General features: G+C 45.9%; 16 protein-coding genes and 1 tRNA gene. 8 read left to right on the top strand and 9 right to left on the bottom strand.

Going from position 1 to position 18,450, the window contains the following annotated elements:
- The first annotated feature begins 20 nt into the window (after nt 1-20).
- Nucleotides 21-938, top strand: coding sequence for a diguanylate cyclase (locus A3773_RS08745; RefSeq protein ID WP_067985089.1), 918 nt, complete (start codon nt 21-23; stop codon nt 936-938).
- A gap of 94 nt (nt 939-1,032) precedes the next feature.
- On the opposite strand, the gene A3773_RS08740 is transcribed toward A3773_RS08745, so the two are convergent.
- Both A3773_RS08740 and A3773_RS18545 read right to left on the bottom strand, forming a co-directional pair.
- Nucleotides 1,033-1,108, bottom strand: a tRNA-Thr gene (locus A3773_RS08740).
- Nucleotides 1,109-1,169: 61 nt separating this feature from the next.
- Entirely contained in the window at nt 1,170-1,292 is a 123-nt protein-coding gene (locus A3773_RS18545) for a hypothetical protein (RefSeq protein WP_269454494.1), read from the bottom strand.
- A gap of 112 nt (nt 1,293-1,404) precedes the next feature.
- Here A3773_RS18545 and A3773_RS08735 point away from each other — a divergent pair, with 112 nt between their 5' ends.
- Entirely contained in the window at nt 1,405-2,421 is a 1,017-nt protein-coding gene (locus tag A3773_RS08735) for a zinc-dependent alcohol dehydrogenase family protein (RefSeq protein ID WP_067985087.1), read from the top strand.
- 52 nt (nt 2,422-2,473) lie between these two features.
- Here the strand turns inward: A3773_RS08735 and A3773_RS08730 are convergent, their stop codons facing one another.
- On the bottom strand, nt 2,474-5,578 hold the full coding sequence (locus tag A3773_RS08730; RefSeq protein WP_082800584.1) for an efflux RND transporter permease subunit: 3,105 nt from the start codon (nt 5,576-5,578) through the stop codon (nt 2,474-2,476).
- Nucleotides 5,568-6,680 (bottom strand): efflux RND transporter periplasmic adaptor subunit, encoded by a 1,113-nt coding sequence (locus A3773_RS08725; protein WP_067985083.1) that lies wholly within the window; start codon nt 6,678-6,680, stop codon nt 5,568-5,570. Before A3773_RS08725 ends, A3773_RS08730 begins: the two co-directional genes overlap by 11 nt.
- A 330-nt stretch (nt 6,681-7,010) precedes the next feature.
- Between A3773_RS08725 and A3773_RS08720 the strand changes: the two genes are divergently transcribed.
- The 3 genes from A3773_RS08720 (at nt 7,011) to A3773_RS08710 (ending at nt 9,217) form a co-directional block, all read left to right on the top strand.
- Nucleotides 7,011-7,205, top strand: a complete 195-nt coding sequence (locus A3773_RS08720; RefSeq protein ID WP_067985081.1) for a hypothetical protein — start codon at nt 7,011-7,013, stop codon at nt 7,203-7,205.
- 262 nt (nt 7,206-7,467) lie between these two features.
- A complete protein-coding gene (locus tag A3773_RS08715) occupies nt 7,468-8,073 on the top strand; it encodes a hypothetical protein (RefSeq protein ID WP_156473479.1) in 606 nt (201 codons plus the stop codon).
- A 253-nt stretch (nt 8,074-8,326) separates the two neighbouring features.
- The gene (locus tag A3773_RS08710) at nt 8,327-9,217 is read left to right on the top strand and encodes a glycerol kinase (RefSeq protein WP_067985077.1); all 891 of its coding nucleotides are present in this window, start codon (nt 8,327-8,329) and stop codon (nt 9,215-9,217) included.
- A gap of 105 nt (nt 9,218-9,322) precedes the next feature.
- On the opposite strand, the gene A3773_RS08705 is transcribed toward A3773_RS08710, so the two are convergent.
- The 4 genes from A3773_RS08705 to A3773_RS08690 form a co-directional block, all read right to left on the bottom strand.
- Nucleotides 9,323-9,874 carry a CBU_0592 family membrane protein gene (locus tag A3773_RS08705; protein WP_067985074.1) on the bottom strand — a complete coding sequence of 184 codons (552 nt, stop codon included), beginning with the start codon at nt 9,872-9,874 and terminating at the stop codon, nt 9,323-9,325.
- The gene (locus tag A3773_RS08700; protein WP_067985072.1) at nt 9,874-10,890 is read right to left on the bottom strand and encodes a substrate-binding periplasmic protein; all 1,017 of its coding nucleotides are present in this window, start codon (nt 10,888-10,890) and stop codon (nt 9,874-9,876) included. Before A3773_RS08700 ends, A3773_RS08705 begins: the two co-directional genes overlap by 1 nt.
- A complete protein-coding gene (locus A3773_RS08695) occupies nt 10,874-12,124 on the bottom strand; it encodes a hypothetical protein (RefSeq protein WP_067985071.1) in 1,251 nt (416 codons plus the stop codon). The genes A3773_RS08700 and A3773_RS08695 overlap by 17 nt, the downstream gene beginning before the upstream one ends.
- Nucleotides 12,125-12,299: 175 nt before the next feature.
- Nucleotides 12,300-13,973 (bottom strand): diguanylate cyclase domain-containing protein, encoded by a 1,674-nt coding sequence (locus tag A3773_RS08690; RefSeq protein WP_197462750.1) that lies wholly within the window; start codon nt 13,971-13,973, stop codon nt 12,300-12,302.
- 562 nt (nt 13,974-14,535) lie between these two features.
- On the opposite strand from A3773_RS08690, the gene A3773_RS08685 reads away from it, so the two are divergent.
- Both A3773_RS08685 and A3773_RS08680 read left to right on the top strand, forming a co-directional pair.
- Nucleotides 14,536-14,745, top strand: a complete 210-nt coding sequence (locus A3773_RS08685) for a cold-shock protein (protein ID WP_067985069.1) — start codon at nt 14,536-14,538, stop codon at nt 14,743-14,745.
- Between the two features lie 224 nt (nt 14,746-14,969).
- Complete coding sequence (locus A3773_RS08680; RefSeq protein WP_067985067.1) at nt 14,970-15,200, top strand: hypothetical protein; 231 nt, start codon at nt 14,970-14,972, stop codon at nt 15,198-15,200.
- 170 nt (nt 15,201-15,370) lie between these two features.
- On the opposite strand, the gene A3773_RS08675 is transcribed toward A3773_RS08680, so the two are convergent.
- Entirely contained in the window at nt 15,371-15,736 is a 366-nt protein-coding gene (locus A3773_RS08675) for an SDR family oxidoreductase (RefSeq protein WP_067985065.1), read from the bottom strand.
- A gap of 268 nt (nt 15,737-16,004) precedes the next feature.
- Here A3773_RS08675 and A3773_RS08670 point away from each other — a divergent pair, with 268 nt between their 5' ends.
- The gene (locus A3773_RS08670; protein WP_067985062.1) at nt 16,005-18,434 is read left to right on the top strand and encodes a sensor domain-containing protein; all 2,430 of its coding nucleotides are present in this window, start codon (nt 16,005-16,007) and stop codon (nt 18,432-18,434) included.
- Nucleotides 18,435-18,450: the final 16 nt, after the last annotated feature.

Here is an 18,450-nt window from a genome sequence, read left to right as displayed (position 1 = left end):
GCGAATAGAGTAAACACCTTATGTTCACATCACTACTAGAGCGCCGCGATCAAGCCGACGTGGAGCAGCTCTCAGATGAAATAAAAAGCGCCCTGGCTGACCACCATCGTTGGATGCATAAAGTCAGCTTAGCCGTTGCGGCACGTAGACCGATGAAAGATCGCTCATTCATCGCAACCGATGCGCATCAATATTGCTACTTTGGTCAGTGGCTACGCACGCTATTAGCTGATGAACGCTTTCAAACCCGCGCTTTTGAAAAAATAGATCAGTTACATAAAGAGCTGCACGATACCGCGCGAGTACTGCTTTTATCACTTGAGCAAACGCAGCAGTTTGATGAAGCGAAATACGATACGTTTCTGAAGATCCAGCACACCTTCTTTAATTGTGTACTGTCTATGTTGGAGTTTTCAGTTATTAGTAAATACCAATTTGACCCCACCACTAAGTTGCTTAACCGACGAAGCGCAAACATGCTACTGGCCCATGAGAAGGTACGTCTGCAACAGCGGGCGAACCATGCATCCTGCTGCATCGCCTTAGGTGATATAGACAAGTTCAAAGCCGTCAATGACACTCATGGACACGATCTCGGCGATCTCGTGTTAGAACATGTCGCCTGCATCTTTAAGGCAACCATCAGAAAGCATGATTCTGTCGCGCGCTTTGGCGGGGAGGAGTTCCTTTTCATCATGCCCGGTTTGGATTTAACAGGCACAGAAAAAGTGATCGAACGGGTACGGGAAGAGCTCGCTAGCACCCCTTATATACATAAAGGGCAAGCGCTCACCATCACCGCATCCTTTGGCGTGACCCAACTAACACCAGACGATGACATAAAAGACGCCGTAAAACGGGCGGATATTGCGCTATATACTGCCAAAGATGAGGGACGTAATCGAACCGTTTGCCTAAGTGCAACGGAGGCGCACTAATAAAAAAACCAACCATGCAGAGTCAATACGCAAACAGATAGAAGCGTGTTTATTAACGGTCGTAAAAGGAAAAGGATTAAGCGGAGGGAGAAAATGGTGCCGGCACGAGGAGTCGAACCCCGGACCTACTGATTACAAGTCAGTTGCTCTACCAACTGAGCTATACCGGCACTGAGGACGCGAATCTTAGGGATTTTTGATCGACGAATCAACCCCCTTTTTTTAAAAAATTCATTTTTCTTCTAAATCACTGAACCAAGCCCCCCAAATAATGCGATTCCCCCTTAAAAACCGCTGAACAAAACGGGGGATAAAATCAAATTGAACGATCGTTAATTTATTGAGGAAATTCATATTGGAAACCGTTATGATGACGATGAACTTAACATAGATTCTTGGTCACAAGTTTCTTGTATCGCTCTACCTTGTAAACCAAAGAGCTCACTTTGTTTGGAGAACAATAATAATGCGTGCTTATCAAGTAACAACGGCTGATGGTATTGATGCAGTCAAACAAGTAGAAATAGACACACCTACACCCGCTGCTGATGAAATCCTTGTCAAAATGAAAGCCTGCTCACTTAACTACCGTGACATGCTGATCACGATGGGAGGCTATGTAAGAAATGATATACGCCCCATCACTCCCTTATCAGATGGCGCAGGCGAAGTGGTTAGCGTTGGCGCCTCAGTCACCGACTTTAAACCAGGGGATCGCGTTATCGGTAACTTTTTCCAAGCATGGAAAGAGGGCAAAATTGATGATGCAGGGCTTAACTCTGCGATGGGTGGCAGCATCGATGGCGTCTTAGCGGATTACTTTATTCTAAAAGCCGACTGCACCGTAAAAATACCTGATTACCTCTCTTATGCCGAAGCGGCCACGTTACCTTGTGCCGCAACGACCGCATGGCACGCCCTCGTTTCCGTTGGGGAACTAAAGGCCGGTGATACCATTCTGCTCCTTGGTACAGGCGGTGTGTCTATCTTTGGTTTACAGATTGCTAAAGCCCTTGGCGCCACGGTTATTATTACCTCATCAAGTGATGAGAAATTAGCCCGCGCGCGTGAATTAGGTGCAGACCACACGGTCAACTACAAAACTCACCCTGATTGGGAAGAAGAAGTACTAAAAATAACGAACGGCAACGGGGTGGATAATGTATTGGAAGTTGGGGGTGCAGGCACGTTTGAAAAATCTTCAGCCTGTGTTAAACCTAATGGAACCGTCTCGCTAATCGGTATTCTTTCTGGTTTAGAAAGTCCTTCTATAAGCTTAATGACCATTTTTAACCTAATACGCATTCAAGGTATTTATGTAGGTAGTACCGAGATGCTTAAACAGCTTATCGCTACGATGGAAGCTCATCAAATTCACCCTCAAATTGATAAGTCATTCCCTTACTCACAATCAATAGACGCTTACCAATGGATGGCGCAAGCTAAACATTTCGGCAAAGTTGTCATTGAAAGCGAAGATTAATGAGTTCGCTATGGGGGAACTCAAATAGATGAGATCCCCCATCTTATTACGCTTAACCTTTGACCGACGAACGCTTTAATAGGTACGAATGGAACAAGTGATAAACAATAGGCACCAGCAGCAAACTAACCAGCATAGAAAAACTTAATCCCCATACCACCGTAACCGCCAGCGGTTGCAGCATCTCAGCCCCATCGCCCCAACCTAAGGCCAACGGCAACATACCAACAACCGTACTTAAGGTCGTCATTAAAATGGGCCGTAAGCGCAAACGCGCAGCCGTAATAATCGCCTCAGATAGCCCCGCGCCTCGACCACGCTCTAGCTCAATGTATTCCACCATTAAAATGGCATTGTTCACTACAATCCCGACTAACATGATCATACCGAGCCAAACCGGCATAGAGAGCGGCAGAGATAAGGTATAGATACCTAAAGCGACCCCCACCGAGGCAAAAGGCACACTTAAGATAATAATAAGCGGATTGAGTAATGACTCATACTGAATCGCCATCACCACAAAGACCAAAAAGAGCGCGAGCAACAATAAGATATCGGTCAGTGCTTTCTGCGCTTCTAACGCCTGTTTCGAGCCGCCATCATACAGCGTATAACCTGGCGGGAGATTAATCTCCTCTCGTAATGCATCCAACGCTTGGACCGCCTCTCCTAAGGTCGCGTTGCCCGTCAACGATGCCGTGACTTCAACAATACGCATCTGGTTATCACGCTTAATGGTTGCGGGGGTTTCTAGCAGTTCAATATCCGCAACGGTGCCTAAATAAACCGGGGGCGACTCCTCTGACGCAGGAAACAGAATGATAGATTCTAAGTCTTGCGGCGAGATGATCTCCGTTTGAGCGAGGCGCAGGCGAATATCATAGGTCCGATCGCCATCAAGAAAATCACTTACCACGGTCCCCTGCAAAGCGATCTGTGCGGCTTGGGTTAAATCTTGTAGATTTAACCCAAGTTGCGCGGCCCGTTTACGGTCTAAAGTAATAGCGATTTCAAACTGCTCATCTTCTGCGGAATGGGTAATATTACTCAAGCCCTTAATACGGCTCATTTTCTGACTAATATCATCAGCGACCAGCTTTAACTGCTCATTATCCTCTCCCTGAATACGTAAGCTCAGGTCATCATCGCCGCGGTTGGTCCTAATGCCTCGAATACCTCGCTGAGACATATTCACCTTGAAGCCGGCCAATTTAAGATCGCTAATCTGCTTGTTCATTCGTGCCATCCACTCATCGCTACTCGCCGAGCGTTCGGACAGGGGTTTAAGCTGGGCAATGATGGTACTGCGACTAGGCGTTTCCCGTTGGGTTCGCCCAAATACAGAGCCGCCCACAAGCGTAAAGACGGTATCTATTTCAGGCTGTTGCGCAAACAGGTTTTCAATCTGTTGTGTTTTCTCATCCATCTCATCCAACGAAATACCAATATCTGCTGACACGATCACCCGAATACGGCCATCATCCAGCTGCGGCAAAAAGATCTGCTTACCACTCATAAATACCGGCACACTGGCCCCTAAACTGATAATAAACAACACAACAGTCAGCCAGCGTAGGTGAAGTACTTTTGAGATAAGCACCGAATAATATTCCTGTAGCCGCTCCACCCCTTGGTCAACTATTTTGCGCAACCAGTTGGTGTTCAAACTGGTTACTTTTGCCGCATAAGCAGGGACGAGCGTCAGCGCAATAATCATGGAGGCAAAAATAGCCGCCGATATAGTGAAAATCAGCTCTCGGAATAACAGTCCGGTTAACCCACCCACAAAGAGGAAGGGCAATATGGCTGATAAATTGGTGGAGGTAGACGCAATAATGGCACCATTAACCTCAGTGGCAGCATCAGACGCCGCGTCTTCCGGCGTCTCATGATCACACTGGTGTCGGTAGATGTTTTCCAACATCACAATAGTATTATCAACCAGCATCCCAACCCCTAAGGCTAAGCCGCCCAACGTCATCACGTTTAACGTTAAACCACCCAACCCCATCAATACGCAGGTAAACATAATTGCGATCGGGATCGCACTACCAATAATTAAAGTACGACGCAGGTTCCCCAGGAATATATACACCACCGCCATCGCCAGTAACGCACCGCTAATCGCCGCTAAACTGGCATTTTTTAAGGATTGAAGAATATAAACAGACTGGTCAGACACCGTAGTTACACTGACATCTTCCGGTAGAATTTTCTGCTCTTTAAGCCAATTCAATCGCGTTTGAACAACCTCAACCACCGAGGTTGTGTTGGCCGTCGGCTGCTTCTGGATCGACAATTTAATACCGCCAATACCGTCCGCCCGTACTTTGATACGCTCATCTTCATGGGTATCTAGCACCTCGGCTATATCGCTGAGATACACTGTGTTACCCGCATGCTGCGTCACGGGGAGCTGCCTTATATCTTCGATGCTTTGCAGACGGCCACTAATACGGCCTGTAATCTCATGGGCGGGCATCTGTAATCGCCCAATCGGCTCATCACTATTGGAGCTTTGTAAGGTATCAATAACATCGTTATAACTCAGGCCTAACCCTGCCAAACGACTTTGATCAGGGATAATCTGGATCTCTCTTTCTAGCCCCCCACCCACTTCTGCGGCCGCCACGCCCGGTAAGTTAAGAAACCATTTAGCAAACACATCATCAACCCAACGGCGCAGCTCTACCCCATCACGGTATTGGGAGCTAATAACGAACTCCATCACAGGAATTTGCGCAGGATCGAGTTTAAAAATAACCGGAGGATCGATACTGTCAGGAAGGAAACGCTTTGCGCGGTCTAATCGTGTACTGGCATCACGTAATGCGATATCAATATCTTTACCGTAATCGAACGCCAGATCTACAGTGGAAAGCCCTCGCGTCGTATTAGATTGCACACTGATCGCATCTTCTGTGATCGCCAATTGCTCTTCCAACTGCCGCGTCACTTTATCTTCCATCACTGACACTGGCACACCGCTATCAATAATACGCACCCGCACTTCGGGATAAATAATATTGGGCAGCAGATCAATCGCTAACCGGCTTAAGGTAAACAGGCCTAACACGATAACAGCGGCGGCGATCATACTTACGCCAACCGGATGGCGAATAGACCAACTGGCAATACTTTTGCGATTAACCTTCATGGGGTGCCACTGAATTAGCATGATCATTGAATTCTACAGGCGCCGAATCCCCATCAATCACCCGCACCTGAGTGTCATTATGTAGATTGGTATAGCCTCGGGTTACCACCCGTTCGCCCTCTTCAATCCCGCCCAGGATTTCAATCTGTTCACCAATTTTCAATCCGCTTACGACAAAGCGAATATCGGCACGATTGTCCTCACCAATAATGTAAACATATTCACCTTTAGAGGAGCGCCTCAAGGCAGAAAAAGGGATAAGTAAACGAATTGCTTCTTGAGTTTTTAGCTTAACCCGCGCTAACTGCCCCGGCATGGCCCCTTGAGGTACTGGCGACAACGCAATCTCAACAATACCTGTGCGCGTAACCGGATCTAACGTGGGATAGATACGGGTAATTTTCCCTTTAACTGTCGATGCTTCAGGGTCTTGAATACCCGCTAAAGCATCAATCGTCATAGACACATCATCCCCTAGGTGCAGCTTATTAATCAGCAAAGCCGACACATTCAACTCGGTAATCAACGAACTCTGATCCGAGATCGTTAATAGATGGTTATAACGCTCAACAATATTGCCCTGTTCAGTTAAACGCTCGCTAATCACCCCATCAATCGGTGCTTTTATTTGGGTGTAATCCAACCGAGTAGCCAAGAGTTGTTCATCCGCTTGCGCGACGGCTAACTCAGTTTCAACCCGCGTTAATTCGACCTCGGCCGCCAATTTCCGCTTGGCTAACCCACGAATACGTTTTAAATCTTTTTCCGCTTTGCTCCGCAATGCTTGGGCGCGCTTGAACTGGGCATGAAGCAAGCGATCATCAAGGCGCGCAACCACATCGCCCGCCTTAACCTGATCCCCTTCATAGAAAGGTAAAAAGGTAATACGCCCCTCCTCCTGACTATAAATATGAATATCTTGATGCGCACGCAGCGTGCCCGTTCGCTCACGTTCAATCGACGTGCTTGCATTGAGCGCCGAAACCGTCTGTACAAGATGCTCTGGCTTTTTCTTTGTCTGATTCGCTTCAGGTTCAGAACAAGCACTTAACATGATGCAAAAGAAAACAGCACTTATCAGTAATAAAGGGTTACGCAACATCAAAACATACCTAATAAACACGCGACTAATTATTGGGTTTCATTCTAGAAGCTTAAAAATTCTAGGTCTATCCACCAAGCTAGGTTTTACTGCGCTTATATAAACCTTATGGGAATAATGCCCACAAACAAAACACAGGTCCATCATTGCAGCGGCCCACCCTTTACACCTAAAAAGACCATCAAAAGGATATGGCGCACTCTGTGAACTAAACACCCCTCACTATCAGGAATCACATGCTACATAAGTAGTAATATACTAGATATAAGCTTGCACAAAATTAAATAAGGACTATGGTATTACGAAATGCTACTTAAGAGTTGATTGTATATGATTAGCTATAGTCACAAAGTAAGTGATAAAGACGCTACACCGCCCGAAAGCACACTTACTTCAAGACCGCAGAACCGAGCAAATTTCCGTTGCTCACAAAACCTTAAAGACGCGCTTGAGCGTTCTGAAGAGTTACTCCACAAAGCAGAAGCGCTACAAAAAGAGTTTGGCAAAAAAAGCGCCAAGCCTTAATCCATAATAAAGAAGCAAAACGTCCGCCCCTCCACACAACACAGGTAAACCCTCTAGGGTTTACAATAGACCGCCGGCACCGATTAACGTTCCCGCCCCTCAATGACGGCTCCTCCCTTTAGCAACCTATACGCCGCCCATATAGTCCTTCTGCTCGTATCCGTTTTATGCTTAATAAGGGCACACTTCCGACCTTTGACCTATCTTATATACCCTAAGAGAGACGGTAGAATAAAACAGACAAGGCATCGTTTACTGTCTAATGATTTATTCAGCTCGCTGGACCGCCGACACAACGGCCAAGACAACCAGCAACGCGAAATGGGAACTCACCATGATACTCAGCACGCCGTATTTAAAGCACCGTATTTTCGCCTTCATGCTAGCGATCACCACCACGCCTATCGCATTCGCTGATTCGATCTCATGCATTGAGAAATACGCACGTTTCACTGACGCCCAAATCCGTTGGCAAAATGACAGCGCAACGATTGCCACCCAATTACTGCCCAAACATGAAAAACGCATCACCTTTTACCGCGACACACAACTCATCGCGATTGAACGACGCCGATTAGCCGTCACTTTAGTCATGGAACATTTCCCTGAAAAGCTAAGTACTTGGGGAAGCCTTAATCAGTGGTTAGACCTAACACCCGCGCTCGAAAAGCAACTCAGTGACATTAGCCCCCGCTTTCGCGATCTATCCAATCAGTACAGGGAAAAAATTTCGCAACCAACACCCGACGCTACAGACACATTCCAGCAAACCTATAGAAAAACCGTGCTCGCGGATGGGGACTTTACTCAGCTTATGCAAACGTTCAACCTCGCATCGAGAGAGATCAACTCACTCCACTGCGAATAAGCGTAATAGATTCGCCCGAGCACTGATCTAGCTATGTCTCATGGCAGAGCCTAAGCACAACAACTCATTTTGCATTTTCGAATGCGTAATCACTGCACACCCTCTCGTGCTACGAACTTCGATGATAAAGTTATGCCTCTCAATAGAGCGCCCGTGTTTATAAACCTGACTGTTTACACTCAGGTTTAACCCTATTGAAATTAAGATATGATGAAAGAATATTGATAAAAAAGACTTAAGGAAGAGCTAAGTAATGAGTAAACCATTATCTACATCCGCACTTGCCAAACTCAGGGGAATACCGGGAAAGGAGTTATTTTCGCAATTGGAGGCCTGTGGATTTATCCAACGTAAAGGTAATGAATGGGTATTACTTCCCGCAGGTGAAAAAGCGGGTGGCCAATATGTGGACCATACAAAGTACGGGAAATATATCACGTGGCCCGACGATCTCTCACTCCAATGTGCCGACAAAACACCCGGCAGCCCTAGCGCTCAAAAATTGGTTACTGCCACAATTATAGGTAAAGCATTCAATCTATCAGCAAACCGCATGAACTCCATTTTATCGGAGCTGGGTTGGATCAATAAAGCACTAAAAGGCTGGACCATTACGCCTTCTGGGGCATCAGCCGGTGGCGAGCAGAAAGAAGATTTCCGCTCAGGTATACCTTATGTGGTTTGGCCTAACGCGATCACCGAAAACAAAGCATTAAAAACCACCATTAGTGAAGTGCAGGGCGAAAGCGCATCTGAAGAAGCAAAACCAGAGACAAATGACTGCTCAAACTTCAGAGATAAGTTTGAAGCAAAGCTACGTACGACCGATGGTCATTACGTACGTTCTAAGGCCGAAATGTTAATTGATAACTGGCTATATATGGCTGAAATTGTTCATGCATATGAGCGTAAGTTACCCATAGAAGAGGAAGTTTATTGCGATTTTTATATCCCCACCGGAAAAGTGTACATTGAGTATTGGGGTTACGAAAATGATTCGAAATACCTTCACAGGAAAGCCCAAAAACAAGCGATATATGCACGTTATGGTTTTAAGCTCATTGAGCTTGAGGACGCAGATGTCCAGAATTTGGACGATGTTCTACCACGCTTACTATTAAAACACGGCGTACAGTCTTATTAAGGCGGCCCCCTCTATCGTGAGCAATCGGTATCAACAGTAAAACAAAGCAACGCTTATAGATTAGTGTTGCTTTGTTTTACTGCCCATCGCCCTAAAGCATAGCAGCTAGGCTTGTTTCACAGACCGATGTCTTAGATAGCCTGCGACAGACAAGCTCCCCCACAGCACCTCCATCAGAAACACCGGCCAATTCTCATCTAAATAGAGTTGTGGCAGAAGAATAAACGCAGCGTAGGCTGTAAATAAGAAATAACCTTGTTGTGAGAGCTTCTGGGCTGAAAAACGCCAATACGATAGACAAAACGCAATAACCGAGCTCCACGCTAGAATATACAGCCCTACATTTCCCCACACTAAAAGCCCAGCGATACCCGCACAAAACACAGCCGCCACCAATAACGCAAGATAGCGGTTGGTCAGTAACAAACTCGGTAATTGGAAGCGCGCTAACGCTGCAATACTAATCAGCGCCCAAAACCCATTAATAAATACCGGCTGCCATGAGGCGAGCATGATCGAGGACGCCACAATGAGCAGGGCCGCACTCAGGTTTACAATATAGTACCCCTGTTTAGGGCTGCGTTTTAATATAGAGATCCAACCATGGGCCACTATATATAACACCACCCCAGCCCAACCTAAAACCTGCTCAAGCACTAATCGACCTCTAAATGCATATTACGTACATGCAACTCTCGTCCTGCATGGGGACCATTAACAATCCGCACCTTCGAGTAGTTCATCATGCCATCAAAGATCTTCTCTGTTTTATGCGGTTTTAAAACCACATCATCCCAACCCAGTACGATGGCGCGACTCCCTTGCGGAATCATATAAAACCGTTTTTCTCCCGCCTCGGTTAACTCAAACCCGGTGACAACAGGAAACCCTTCAGTAAGAACAAGTCTGACATAGCCACTACCGCCACCTAACTTAGGGGTACTCAATACCTGTTCGATCATACCCTTCTCTTTGAGGAGAGCTAAGGCGGCATTAAATTTAGCGATAAACGCCTCACCCTCTGGGGTTTTAGGCGCGATCAGGTGAATCCCATCGTTAGATCGATAACGGGGCAACACTTTAAATTCATGGATACGATGGGGGTAATATTCTTGTATCAAGTGACGCGCGACCTCAACACTAATCGGCAGTAGATCAATCTCACCATTGACCAAAGCCGTCAGCGCCATGACTTCACTACTAAAAACGGTGGCATCATCTAGGAGAAAAGCGAGTTTTTCACCGTAACTATATCCGGCTACTCGGCCGACCTTTAGCTGACTTAAATTGGTTAAATCCGGGGCGATTTGCTGACTCTGTGTTGAATAAAAAACCCCATTTTCTACCTTCATTAATGGATCAGAATATAAGACCTCTTTTGCCCGCGCAGCGGTCCAGAAGTAGGGAAAATTGGCATTGATGCCGCTTTTTACCACCTGTTGATAACTAAAATAATAATCAAGTTCCTGCCACACGGGTGACAGCTCCATCTGGTTGTAAACCATCTGCACAATCCGTGATGCGGTGCCTAGCTCGGCATCTGGTGCATTCACATAAGGTGGCCAATATGCGGTATACACCTCAGCATCGGTAAACGGTTTTGCCTGAACAGGTGACATTAAAACCAGAAGGCTAACCGCGCACGCGCACCAAAAACTAGCGGCTTTTGGCATACCAGTAACCTCCTAATAACGAGAGAATCGTCACACAACTGAGCAGCAGTAAATTATCGGTTTCCCAGCTCGCGATTTCGATCAGAAAGCTAGAAGGCTCTACATCACGGTAGCCCAAGGTGGCATTCGAGGTATAGGCACGGCTATATTGGGAAAGGGACACGGCAAGGTCAAATAAACTAATGAACCCGATCCCCACCAAAATCAGGTCCGTATAAAACGTACTCTTTTCTGAACGTGAGGTATGAATATCTTTAAGGCGACCTCCACACGTCTCTAATAGACGCTGGGAGTTTTCCGTTAACTTATCAAAATCCCAACCGGACAGGATCTGTTCAAGCAACTGTTTTTTATCCCGTTTAAGGTACTTCAAACTCTCTTGATAAGAGCAGCTATGCATACGCGTGATAGCACGAATACCATCTAATGTTTGCTCTGCGTTATGTGTATTGTTTTCAAGATACGCATCAGAAATAGCACGGTAGAGGTGTGTATTGCATACATCCTGCACCGCATAGACATACTGCGCTAAACACATCGCTTCTAACATATGCTCTAACTCATGTGCGTGCTCTTCCACTAACACATAGTGCAACCAAGATAATGCATGGTTTTTTTCACCGCGGATGATCTCAGCCGCATCCTCAGGGCGAGGGGTATCGCTGAGCCATTCGGTAATTTTAGCTTGATAAGTCCCAACCTCATGCCGATCAAGCCGGAGAAAACTTGAACTCCACAGCTGCTCCACCTCCGCTTTACCAGCAAAGGGGATGTTCATATCGGTAAACCCTGTGAACTTACCCACAGGCTCTAAATAAGCAGGGGCGACAGTACCGGGAAGACGATTAAGCAGAGGGTAGAGGGTGTCCCGATAAAAACTATCGATTAGCTCCGTCGTTGTCGCATGAAGGTATGCATCTAACTGTGTATCGTAATCCGCCTCGTCTAGTTCAAAACAGATCGAGACAATACTCATACAGTTACTGTAAACCTGCACATCCAGTTGGGCCTGCAGGTCAGGATAATCCTGTGATAGTCGAAATAAACAGAGGGTATTTCGGTCATCTTCATTGATTTTTTCGTAGGCTTTGTCGTTACGAAACTGTTGTACTCTAATCAATGGAGCGGCTTGAGACAGGTTATCAAGAAACGCTTTATAACCCATACTTTGCTCATTCACACCGACCTTTAAATTAAGGTGGCTTCGAATTGGAGTCAGGGTAATCAACTGCATCGGACGTCCTTCATATTTGGCGTATTCTAAAGAGCATTGGCTTTCACTAGCCACGCAAATTAACCGACCAGCAACGGTTTATACGGACCCATCGCTAGACGCTAACCCTAAGGGGTTTACTATAATACAGACTCCCCCGCACATGCGGATGATAAATGGAATTAATACGAATTTTTCAGTTTTTACCGGGGGGTTTGATGACACCGTAGCTAGGGGCGAAGAAACTAATATTGTTTTTACCTAAGTGCTTAGCGCCATACATGGCGATATCCGCATTATTGATAAGATCAACAGCGTTATCGCCATCGGTTGGGAACATAGCAATACCGATAGACGCGCCAATATGAAGCGATTCGCCATACACGTCTATAGGCTCATTAATCGAATTAATAATTCGGTTAGCAACATACTCAATCTCCGCTTTACCTTGCGGGTTATTAAGAATAAACATAAATTCGTCCCCCCCTACCCGCGCAACGGTATCGGATTCCCGCACCAATGCTAACAGCCGCTTAGCCACCTCTTTGAGTAACTCATCGCCGACGTTATGACCAAACCGGTCGTTAACCGCTTTGAATCCATCAAGATCAAGAAACATAAGTGCTAAATTACAGGGCTTACGATCAGAGTCGATGAGCTTTTGGTTAACACGGTCCATTAATAGGGTACGGTTTGGTAGGTCCGTTAAGGCATCATGAAAAGCCAAGTGCTTTAAATGCTCATCTTTACGCCTCAGTGCCGTAATGTCATTAAAGACCGACACATAACGGACAGGCTCACCCTCAAGGTCACGCACCATGCTAATGGTCATACGCTCAAGGTAAAGATCGCCATCTTTACGCCGGTTCCATATTTCACCACTCCAGCGGTTGTTCGTCGTAATCTCATCCCACATCGCCACATAAAAATCTTGATCATGTCGATTGGACTGGAGTATACGCGGGGTCTGCCCCACCGCATCTTCGGCGCTATAACCGGTTATCTCAGTAAACGCGGGATTAACCGATAAAATAATGCCGTCGGTATCGGTAATCAGCACGCCATCTAGGGTGTTTTCGAAAACGCAGGCCGCTAATTTAAGCCGCTCTTGCGTTTCCTTCAGCACTGTCACTTCATTCGCTAAAATCGAAAAGCCTTTGACTGAGCCATCCGAATCAAAATCGGGAATGTAATGGCCAATGATATGCCCTTCACTGCCATCTATTTTGCTCAAGGTTCGTTCAAATCGTTGCGGTTCTCCCGACAGTACTTGGCGGATATACGGCTCATTCATAGAGAACAGCTCCTCATCCACCAAATCCTGGAAGGCGATACCTACAATGTCGTTGGGCTCCTTATCGAACCACTCTTGATACGCAGGGTTAGCGTAAAGGCAGCGTAAATCCTTCCCCCAGTAACCGATCATGCTCGGTGAAGCATCAATAATAGAGCGAACAAACAGCTCCCGTTCGACGCTTGATGCCCCGTCAAGTTGAACCTGTTTAAGCGTTTCACGGGTAGAGCGCAAAGCGCCAATAACGTATGAGAGGACGCCGCCCAGAATGACAAACAGAGCCATTTCAAGCAGGTCGAATTGAGTTTCAACATTAGTCTCAAGCGCAGGGACGTCAGCGAACTGAGGCCACCAACCGACAACCATAAGACAGGCCAGAGCCGTGGCCAACACACCCGCATAAACGCCAGCATAGAGCGCTGCAGCAATGACCGCAGGGTAGAATGTAAGCCAAATAAGTTCGGATCCAAGCGCTTGTAAAAACCATACTCTTATACCGGCCGCTAAACCAACAACGATAAGTGCAGTGATAAAAACCTTAATGACACTTGGTCCTTTTTCTATGATGACATTCATCTATTATGTTTGGGCATGGTATCTGTTTTTCCAGTTCCAATAGAGAGCTGTATAGATGGAATGGAGGGGGGAGAAGTTTACGCTGTTTCCGGACGTTATAATATTGTTCGCGCGTGATGTATTACTGTTTCGCTTTAATTAGGCGTACATCAAGACACTAACGTCCAAACTCCCATAGCAAGCATTCCACGTTTTATAAGCCTAGCAGACTTCCGTGTAAATGGTATGACTTACACGCAAGGATTATAGCCTATCTATAGGGCGAGGCTTTAAGGTGCGTTAGTTAACACCCCACCACGATAAACAAAGGGGATCTCGGCAACATAAACACAGCGCTACAAAGCCTCCCTCGGCAAAGTAACTGTAAATATAAATTGACCTAGATACTGAAGCACTGTAGAGTGATCTTTCGTAAGACGCTTTATTCTATATTTATGCACCTCATTTCGATACCTTTCTAAGTCCCTCGTCCTGTTTTCATATTTACAAAGTAAAAACTCCTGCATTCATCTGCCTAATTTCTGGCGGACTTTATATTTCCGAAAATAGGATACAAAACATTATGTCTACTACAACAACTGGCACAGTAAAATGGTTTAATGACGAGAAAGGCTTTGGCTTTATCGAACAAAAATCAGGTGCTGATGTTTTTGCTCATTTCAGCGCGATTGCTGGTGACGGTTTCAAAAGCTTGCAAGAAGGCCAACAAGTTGAGTTCACTGTAACTCAAGGTCAGAAAGGCCCTCAAGCTGAAAACATCCGTCCGTTATAAGTCACTATTGAGTTAAATCAATTTTGACAGTCAAGAGCATGGACTAATCCGTGCTCTTTCTAAATTTCACTTCGCTACACCCTATCCATCCTCTATTTTTCCGACCCGGCTATCCGTTCCTCTTAGGCTGTTATTAATACGCCCGATGAATCAGCCTTGATAAATAGCGCGCTAAACCTACGTTTACATGATACGGGGCTTCCGAAGCATACTGAGTTACAACTATGTTAGAAAATCTAAATGGGGATCTATGTGTATCCCGCTTCGCTGGTAAAGAGCATGACCTTTGGGCATGTTATGAGCCACTAAAAACACAAGAAAACACGAAACGTCAAACGTGGAAACGTTTAACGGGATTGCTATCGATCTCTGAGATGCATAGCTATCTAGAAAGAAATTATCACTGCAGCACCATTACCGATAAATATGCGTCAATCTCAACCCGGCCACAGTAGTCCATACGACTGGCCGCCGGCTCTTTTACCTCGACTACACCCTCGATAGCGATCCTGACCCTGTTAGTTGATCGAACCTTGGTATTACAACAGCACGCCACCACATTGCGACAAAGCGTCATGCGTCAATAGCCCCCCGACCCATTTAATAGGATCAGGGGCGAACGCACTTAAGACTCCTGTCTTGTCGGGGCGATAACAATCTCCCTAATACATACATTCTGCGGTTGCTGATAAGCAAAGAGTGCCGATGCAGATACATCTTCCGGCCTTATCGCGCCACCTATTGCCCCTTTCCAATCTTGATAAGCATCAATAACGTCCTGCGACGTTGTGTGCGACAGCAATTCTGTCTCTACTGCTCTAGGCGCAAGCGTAATAACACGCACACCGGTATCAGCAAGCTCTTCACGTAAATGCTCACTGATCGCATCCACCGCAAATTGAGTACCGCAATACGCCGCATGATTAGGAAAGGTTTTTCGTCCAGCAACAAAACTCACATTAATGATCGTTCCGCACTGCCTTTCTTTCATACCCCTAGCACTAGATGAACACCATTCAACAGTCCTAACACGTTCTCATCTGCTTCCATTCAGCCGGATCCAGACGGTCCATCTGACCTAACAACATACAACCCGCATCATTTATACCTAGCAAGCAACACCGCTTGGTCACCTACATATGGAAAGATATACAAAAAAACTAATGTAGATATATTTCATATATAAACTGTATTAATTCACACTCTTCTACAATACTTCCTAAATGATACTAAAAAATCCGACATCTAATAGTCTCCACATGGATGACGCCCCTGAACGCCTGTTCGAGATGGTGTTTAATCAACAGTTTCAATTTATGGCTATTTTGTCGCCAGATGGACGTGTACTTAAAATCAACCAGTTAGCCCTTACTCAGCAAGGCGCTAAACGCGAAGACTATGTAGGGAAGTTATTCTGGGAGTCTCCCGCATGGCGCAACTTGCCAGAGTGGAAAAAAATTTGGAAGCAACGCTTACTACAAGCGGCATCTCAACGGACACCGGTCAAAACAGAAGATACTTATCATGTAAACGGTAGTTTGCGCTATGCCGAAGCAGCCACCACCGCACTCTACCAATCGGATAACGGCCCTTTAGTTGGCTATATTATACAAGCCACTGATGTCACTGAGCGCCGCCTTGCCGAAAAACAAAAAGAGATAACCCAAAAGCGCCTTAATTTTGTGCTGGAACAGAGCCACACCGGCAGCTGGGAGCTCAACCTTTTAGAAAATAGCGCGTATCGTTCACCCCAACATGACCAAATATTTGGCTACGATAAGCCACTGTCTCACTGGAACTATGAGGTTTTTCTGGAACATGTTCTGCCTGAAGACCGACAGGAGGTAGATCAAAAATTCAAATATTCCATAAAAAGCAAAACTGACTGGGATTTTGAGTGCCGCATTAAGCGCAAAGATGGTGAGATACGCTGGATATGGGGATCTGGCAGCCACCAACTCGATAGCTTTGGCGAAATCAGTAGCATGGTAGGCATTGTACAAGACATTACTAAACGCAAGCAGTTTGAGGCGGATAAACTGCACTATGCGGCGGAATTAAAAAGCCTATTTCAGGCCCTCCCTGACATCTATTTTCAGCTTAAATCTGATGGTACGATTTTATCGGTTCAAGCCTATAATCAGCGTCAACTGTATATGGAGCCTAAATCATTTTTGGGCAAGAAGATGCAAGATATTTTACCGCCAGAGCTAGGCGCGCTCTTCCAAGACAAGCTCTTGCAGCTCGAACGTACTCAAACCATGCAGATTTTCACCTATACATTGGAGATAGCAGGCGAACTACGGCACTTTGATGCCCGCTTAAATCAAATGTCGATAGAAGATGAGCTGGTCTGTGTTGTACGCGACGTCACCGAAATGAAAAAAACGGAAAAAGATCTCTACCATTTAGCCCATCACGATCTCCTCACCGGCCTACCCAACCGATTACTGTTAAACGAGTATATCGACCACGCCATTAAACGGGCTAAACGTAGAAAATCGCTGGTGGCCGTTCTATTTTTTGACCTTGATAATTTTAAAATCATTAACGATAGCTTCGGCCATACGATTGGCGATCAGCTATTACAAGAATCAGCAAAACGCTTGCAGAGCTGTATACGAAAAGAGGATTCTGTCTCACGCATTAGTGGTGATGAGTTTATTTTGCTTCTAGAAGACATTAATCACACCGATGACCTGCTTACTGTTATACAAAAGCTCTTACACGCATTCCAGCAAGACTTTTGCCTGCCGGACCACACCGCGTCAGTAACCGCCAGTATTGGTGTCAGCCTTTATCCTCAAGACGGTGATAACTCAACCGAGCTTTTACGTAATGCGGATGCGGCCATGTATCGCGCAAAACATAATGGCCGCAATACCTATCAGTTTTACCAAGAGGATATGACCAACAGCGCACTGGAGCAGGTATTTTTCAAAACCAACCTGCAACAAGCACTGGAAAAAGGTGAATTTCACCTCAACTATCAGCCGCAAATACGCTTAGATGACAATGCCATCATCGGCATGGAGGTATTACTCCGCTGGGAGCACCCTACAGCAGGCAACATTCCACCCGGAAAATTTATTCCCTTTGCTGAAGAGTCCAATTTGATCATTAAAATTGGCGACTGGGTTTTACGCACCGCCTGCGCCCAAGCAAAAGCATGGCTGGATCAAGGCTTAGATTTTGGCCGTATTGCGGTCAATATCGCAGGTCCACAGATTAAACGCGGCAAGCTGGTCGATATTGTCAAAGAAGCTCTAGCTGAAACAGGCTTACCCTCATGCCGCCTCGAACTCGAAGTCACAGAAAGCTACATCATGCAGGAAACAGATAGAGCAGTAGAACAACTTAATGAGATAAAAAACCTCGGTGTCACTTTATCGATTGATGATTTCGGTACCGGCTATTCATCCCTGAGTTACCTCAAAAAACTACCTATTCATAAACTAAAAATTGATCGTAGTTTCATCCGCGACATCCCAACGGATACCGGTGATATGGCCATCTCCAAAGCCATCATAGCTTTAGCCTCCAGCTTAGGACTCACGGTCATTGCCGAAGGGGTAGAAACCACTGAGCAAGCAGACTTTTTAACCCAAGCGGGATGTAATGAGGCCCAAGGCTTTTTATATAGCAAACCGCTCGATAAAGAGACGCTTGAGGCGTTTCTCACCCAGTAACACCAACCTAAACCGT

Origin of the sequence: Neptuniibacter pectenicola, assembly GCF_001597735.1 — a bacterium.
Lineage (GTDB): Bacteria > Pseudomonadota > Gammaproteobacteria > Pseudomonadales > Balneatricaceae > Neptuniibacter > Neptuniibacter pectenicola.
Note: the sequence above shows the minus strand (reverse complement) of the source record. Positions and strands in the feature narration are given on the sequence as shown.

What these genes read in the sequence shown, in the direction of transcription:
- A3773_RS08695 (WP_067985071.1), bottom strand. Translation starts at nt 12,124, where the DNA reads ATGCAGTTGATTACCCTGACTCCAATTCGAAGCCACCTTAATTTAAAG.
- A3773_RS08700 (WP_067985072.1), bottom strand. Translation starts at nt 10,890, where the DNA reads ATGCCAAAAGCCGCTAGTTTTTGGTGCGCGTGCGCGGTTAGCCTTCTG.
- A3773_RS08670 (WP_067985062.1), top strand. Translation starts at nt 16,005, where the DNA reads ATGGATGACGCCCCTGAACGCCTGTTCGAGATGGTGTTTAATCAACAG.
- A3773_RS08685 (WP_067985069.1), top strand. Translation starts at nt 14,536, where the DNA reads ATGTCTACTACAACAACTGGCACAGTAAAATGGTTTAATGACGAGAAA.
- A3773_RS08725 (WP_067985083.1), bottom strand. Translation starts at nt 6,680, where the DNA reads ATGTTGCGTAACCCTTTATTACTGATAAGTGCTGTTTTCTTTTGCATC.
- A3773_RS08720 (WP_067985081.1), top strand. Translation starts at nt 7,011, where the DNA reads ATGATTAGCTATAGTCACAAAGTAAGTGATAAAGACGCTACACCGCCC.
- A3773_RS08730 (WP_082800584.1), bottom strand. Translation starts at nt 5,578, where the DNA reads ATGAAGGTTAATCGCAAAAGTATTGCCAGTTGGTCTATTCGCCATCCG.
- A3773_RS08715 (WP_156473479.1), top strand. Translation starts at nt 7,468, where the DNA reads ATGATTTATTCAGCTCGCTGGACCGCCGACACAACGGCCAAGACAACC.
- A3773_RS08675 (WP_067985065.1), bottom strand. Translation starts at nt 15,736, where the DNA reads ATGAAAGAAAGGCAGTGCGGAACGATCATTAATGTGAGTTTTGTTGCT.
- A3773_RS08680 (WP_067985067.1), top strand. Translation starts at nt 14,970, where the DNA reads ATGTTAGAAAATCTAAATGGGGATCTATGTGTATCCCGCTTCGCTGGT.
- A3773_RS08690 (WP_197462750.1), bottom strand. Translation starts at nt 13,973, where the DNA reads ATGAATGTCATCATAGAAAAAGGACCAAGTGTCATTAAGGTTTTTATC.
- A3773_RS08710 (WP_067985077.1), top strand. Translation starts at nt 8,327, where the DNA reads ATGAGTAAACCATTATCTACATCCGCACTTGCCAAACTCAGGGGAATA.
- A3773_RS08745 (WP_067985089.1), top strand. Translation starts at nt 21, where the DNA reads ATGTTCACATCACTACTAGAGCGCCGCGATCAAGCCGACGTGGAGCAG.
- A3773_RS08735 (WP_067985087.1), top strand. Translation starts at nt 1,405, where the DNA reads ATGCGTGCTTATCAAGTAACAACGGCTGATGGTATTGATGCAGTCAAA.
- A3773_RS18545 (WP_269454494.1), bottom strand. Translation starts at nt 1,292, where the DNA reads ATGAATTTCCTCAATAAATTAACGATCGTTCAATTTGATTTTATCCCC.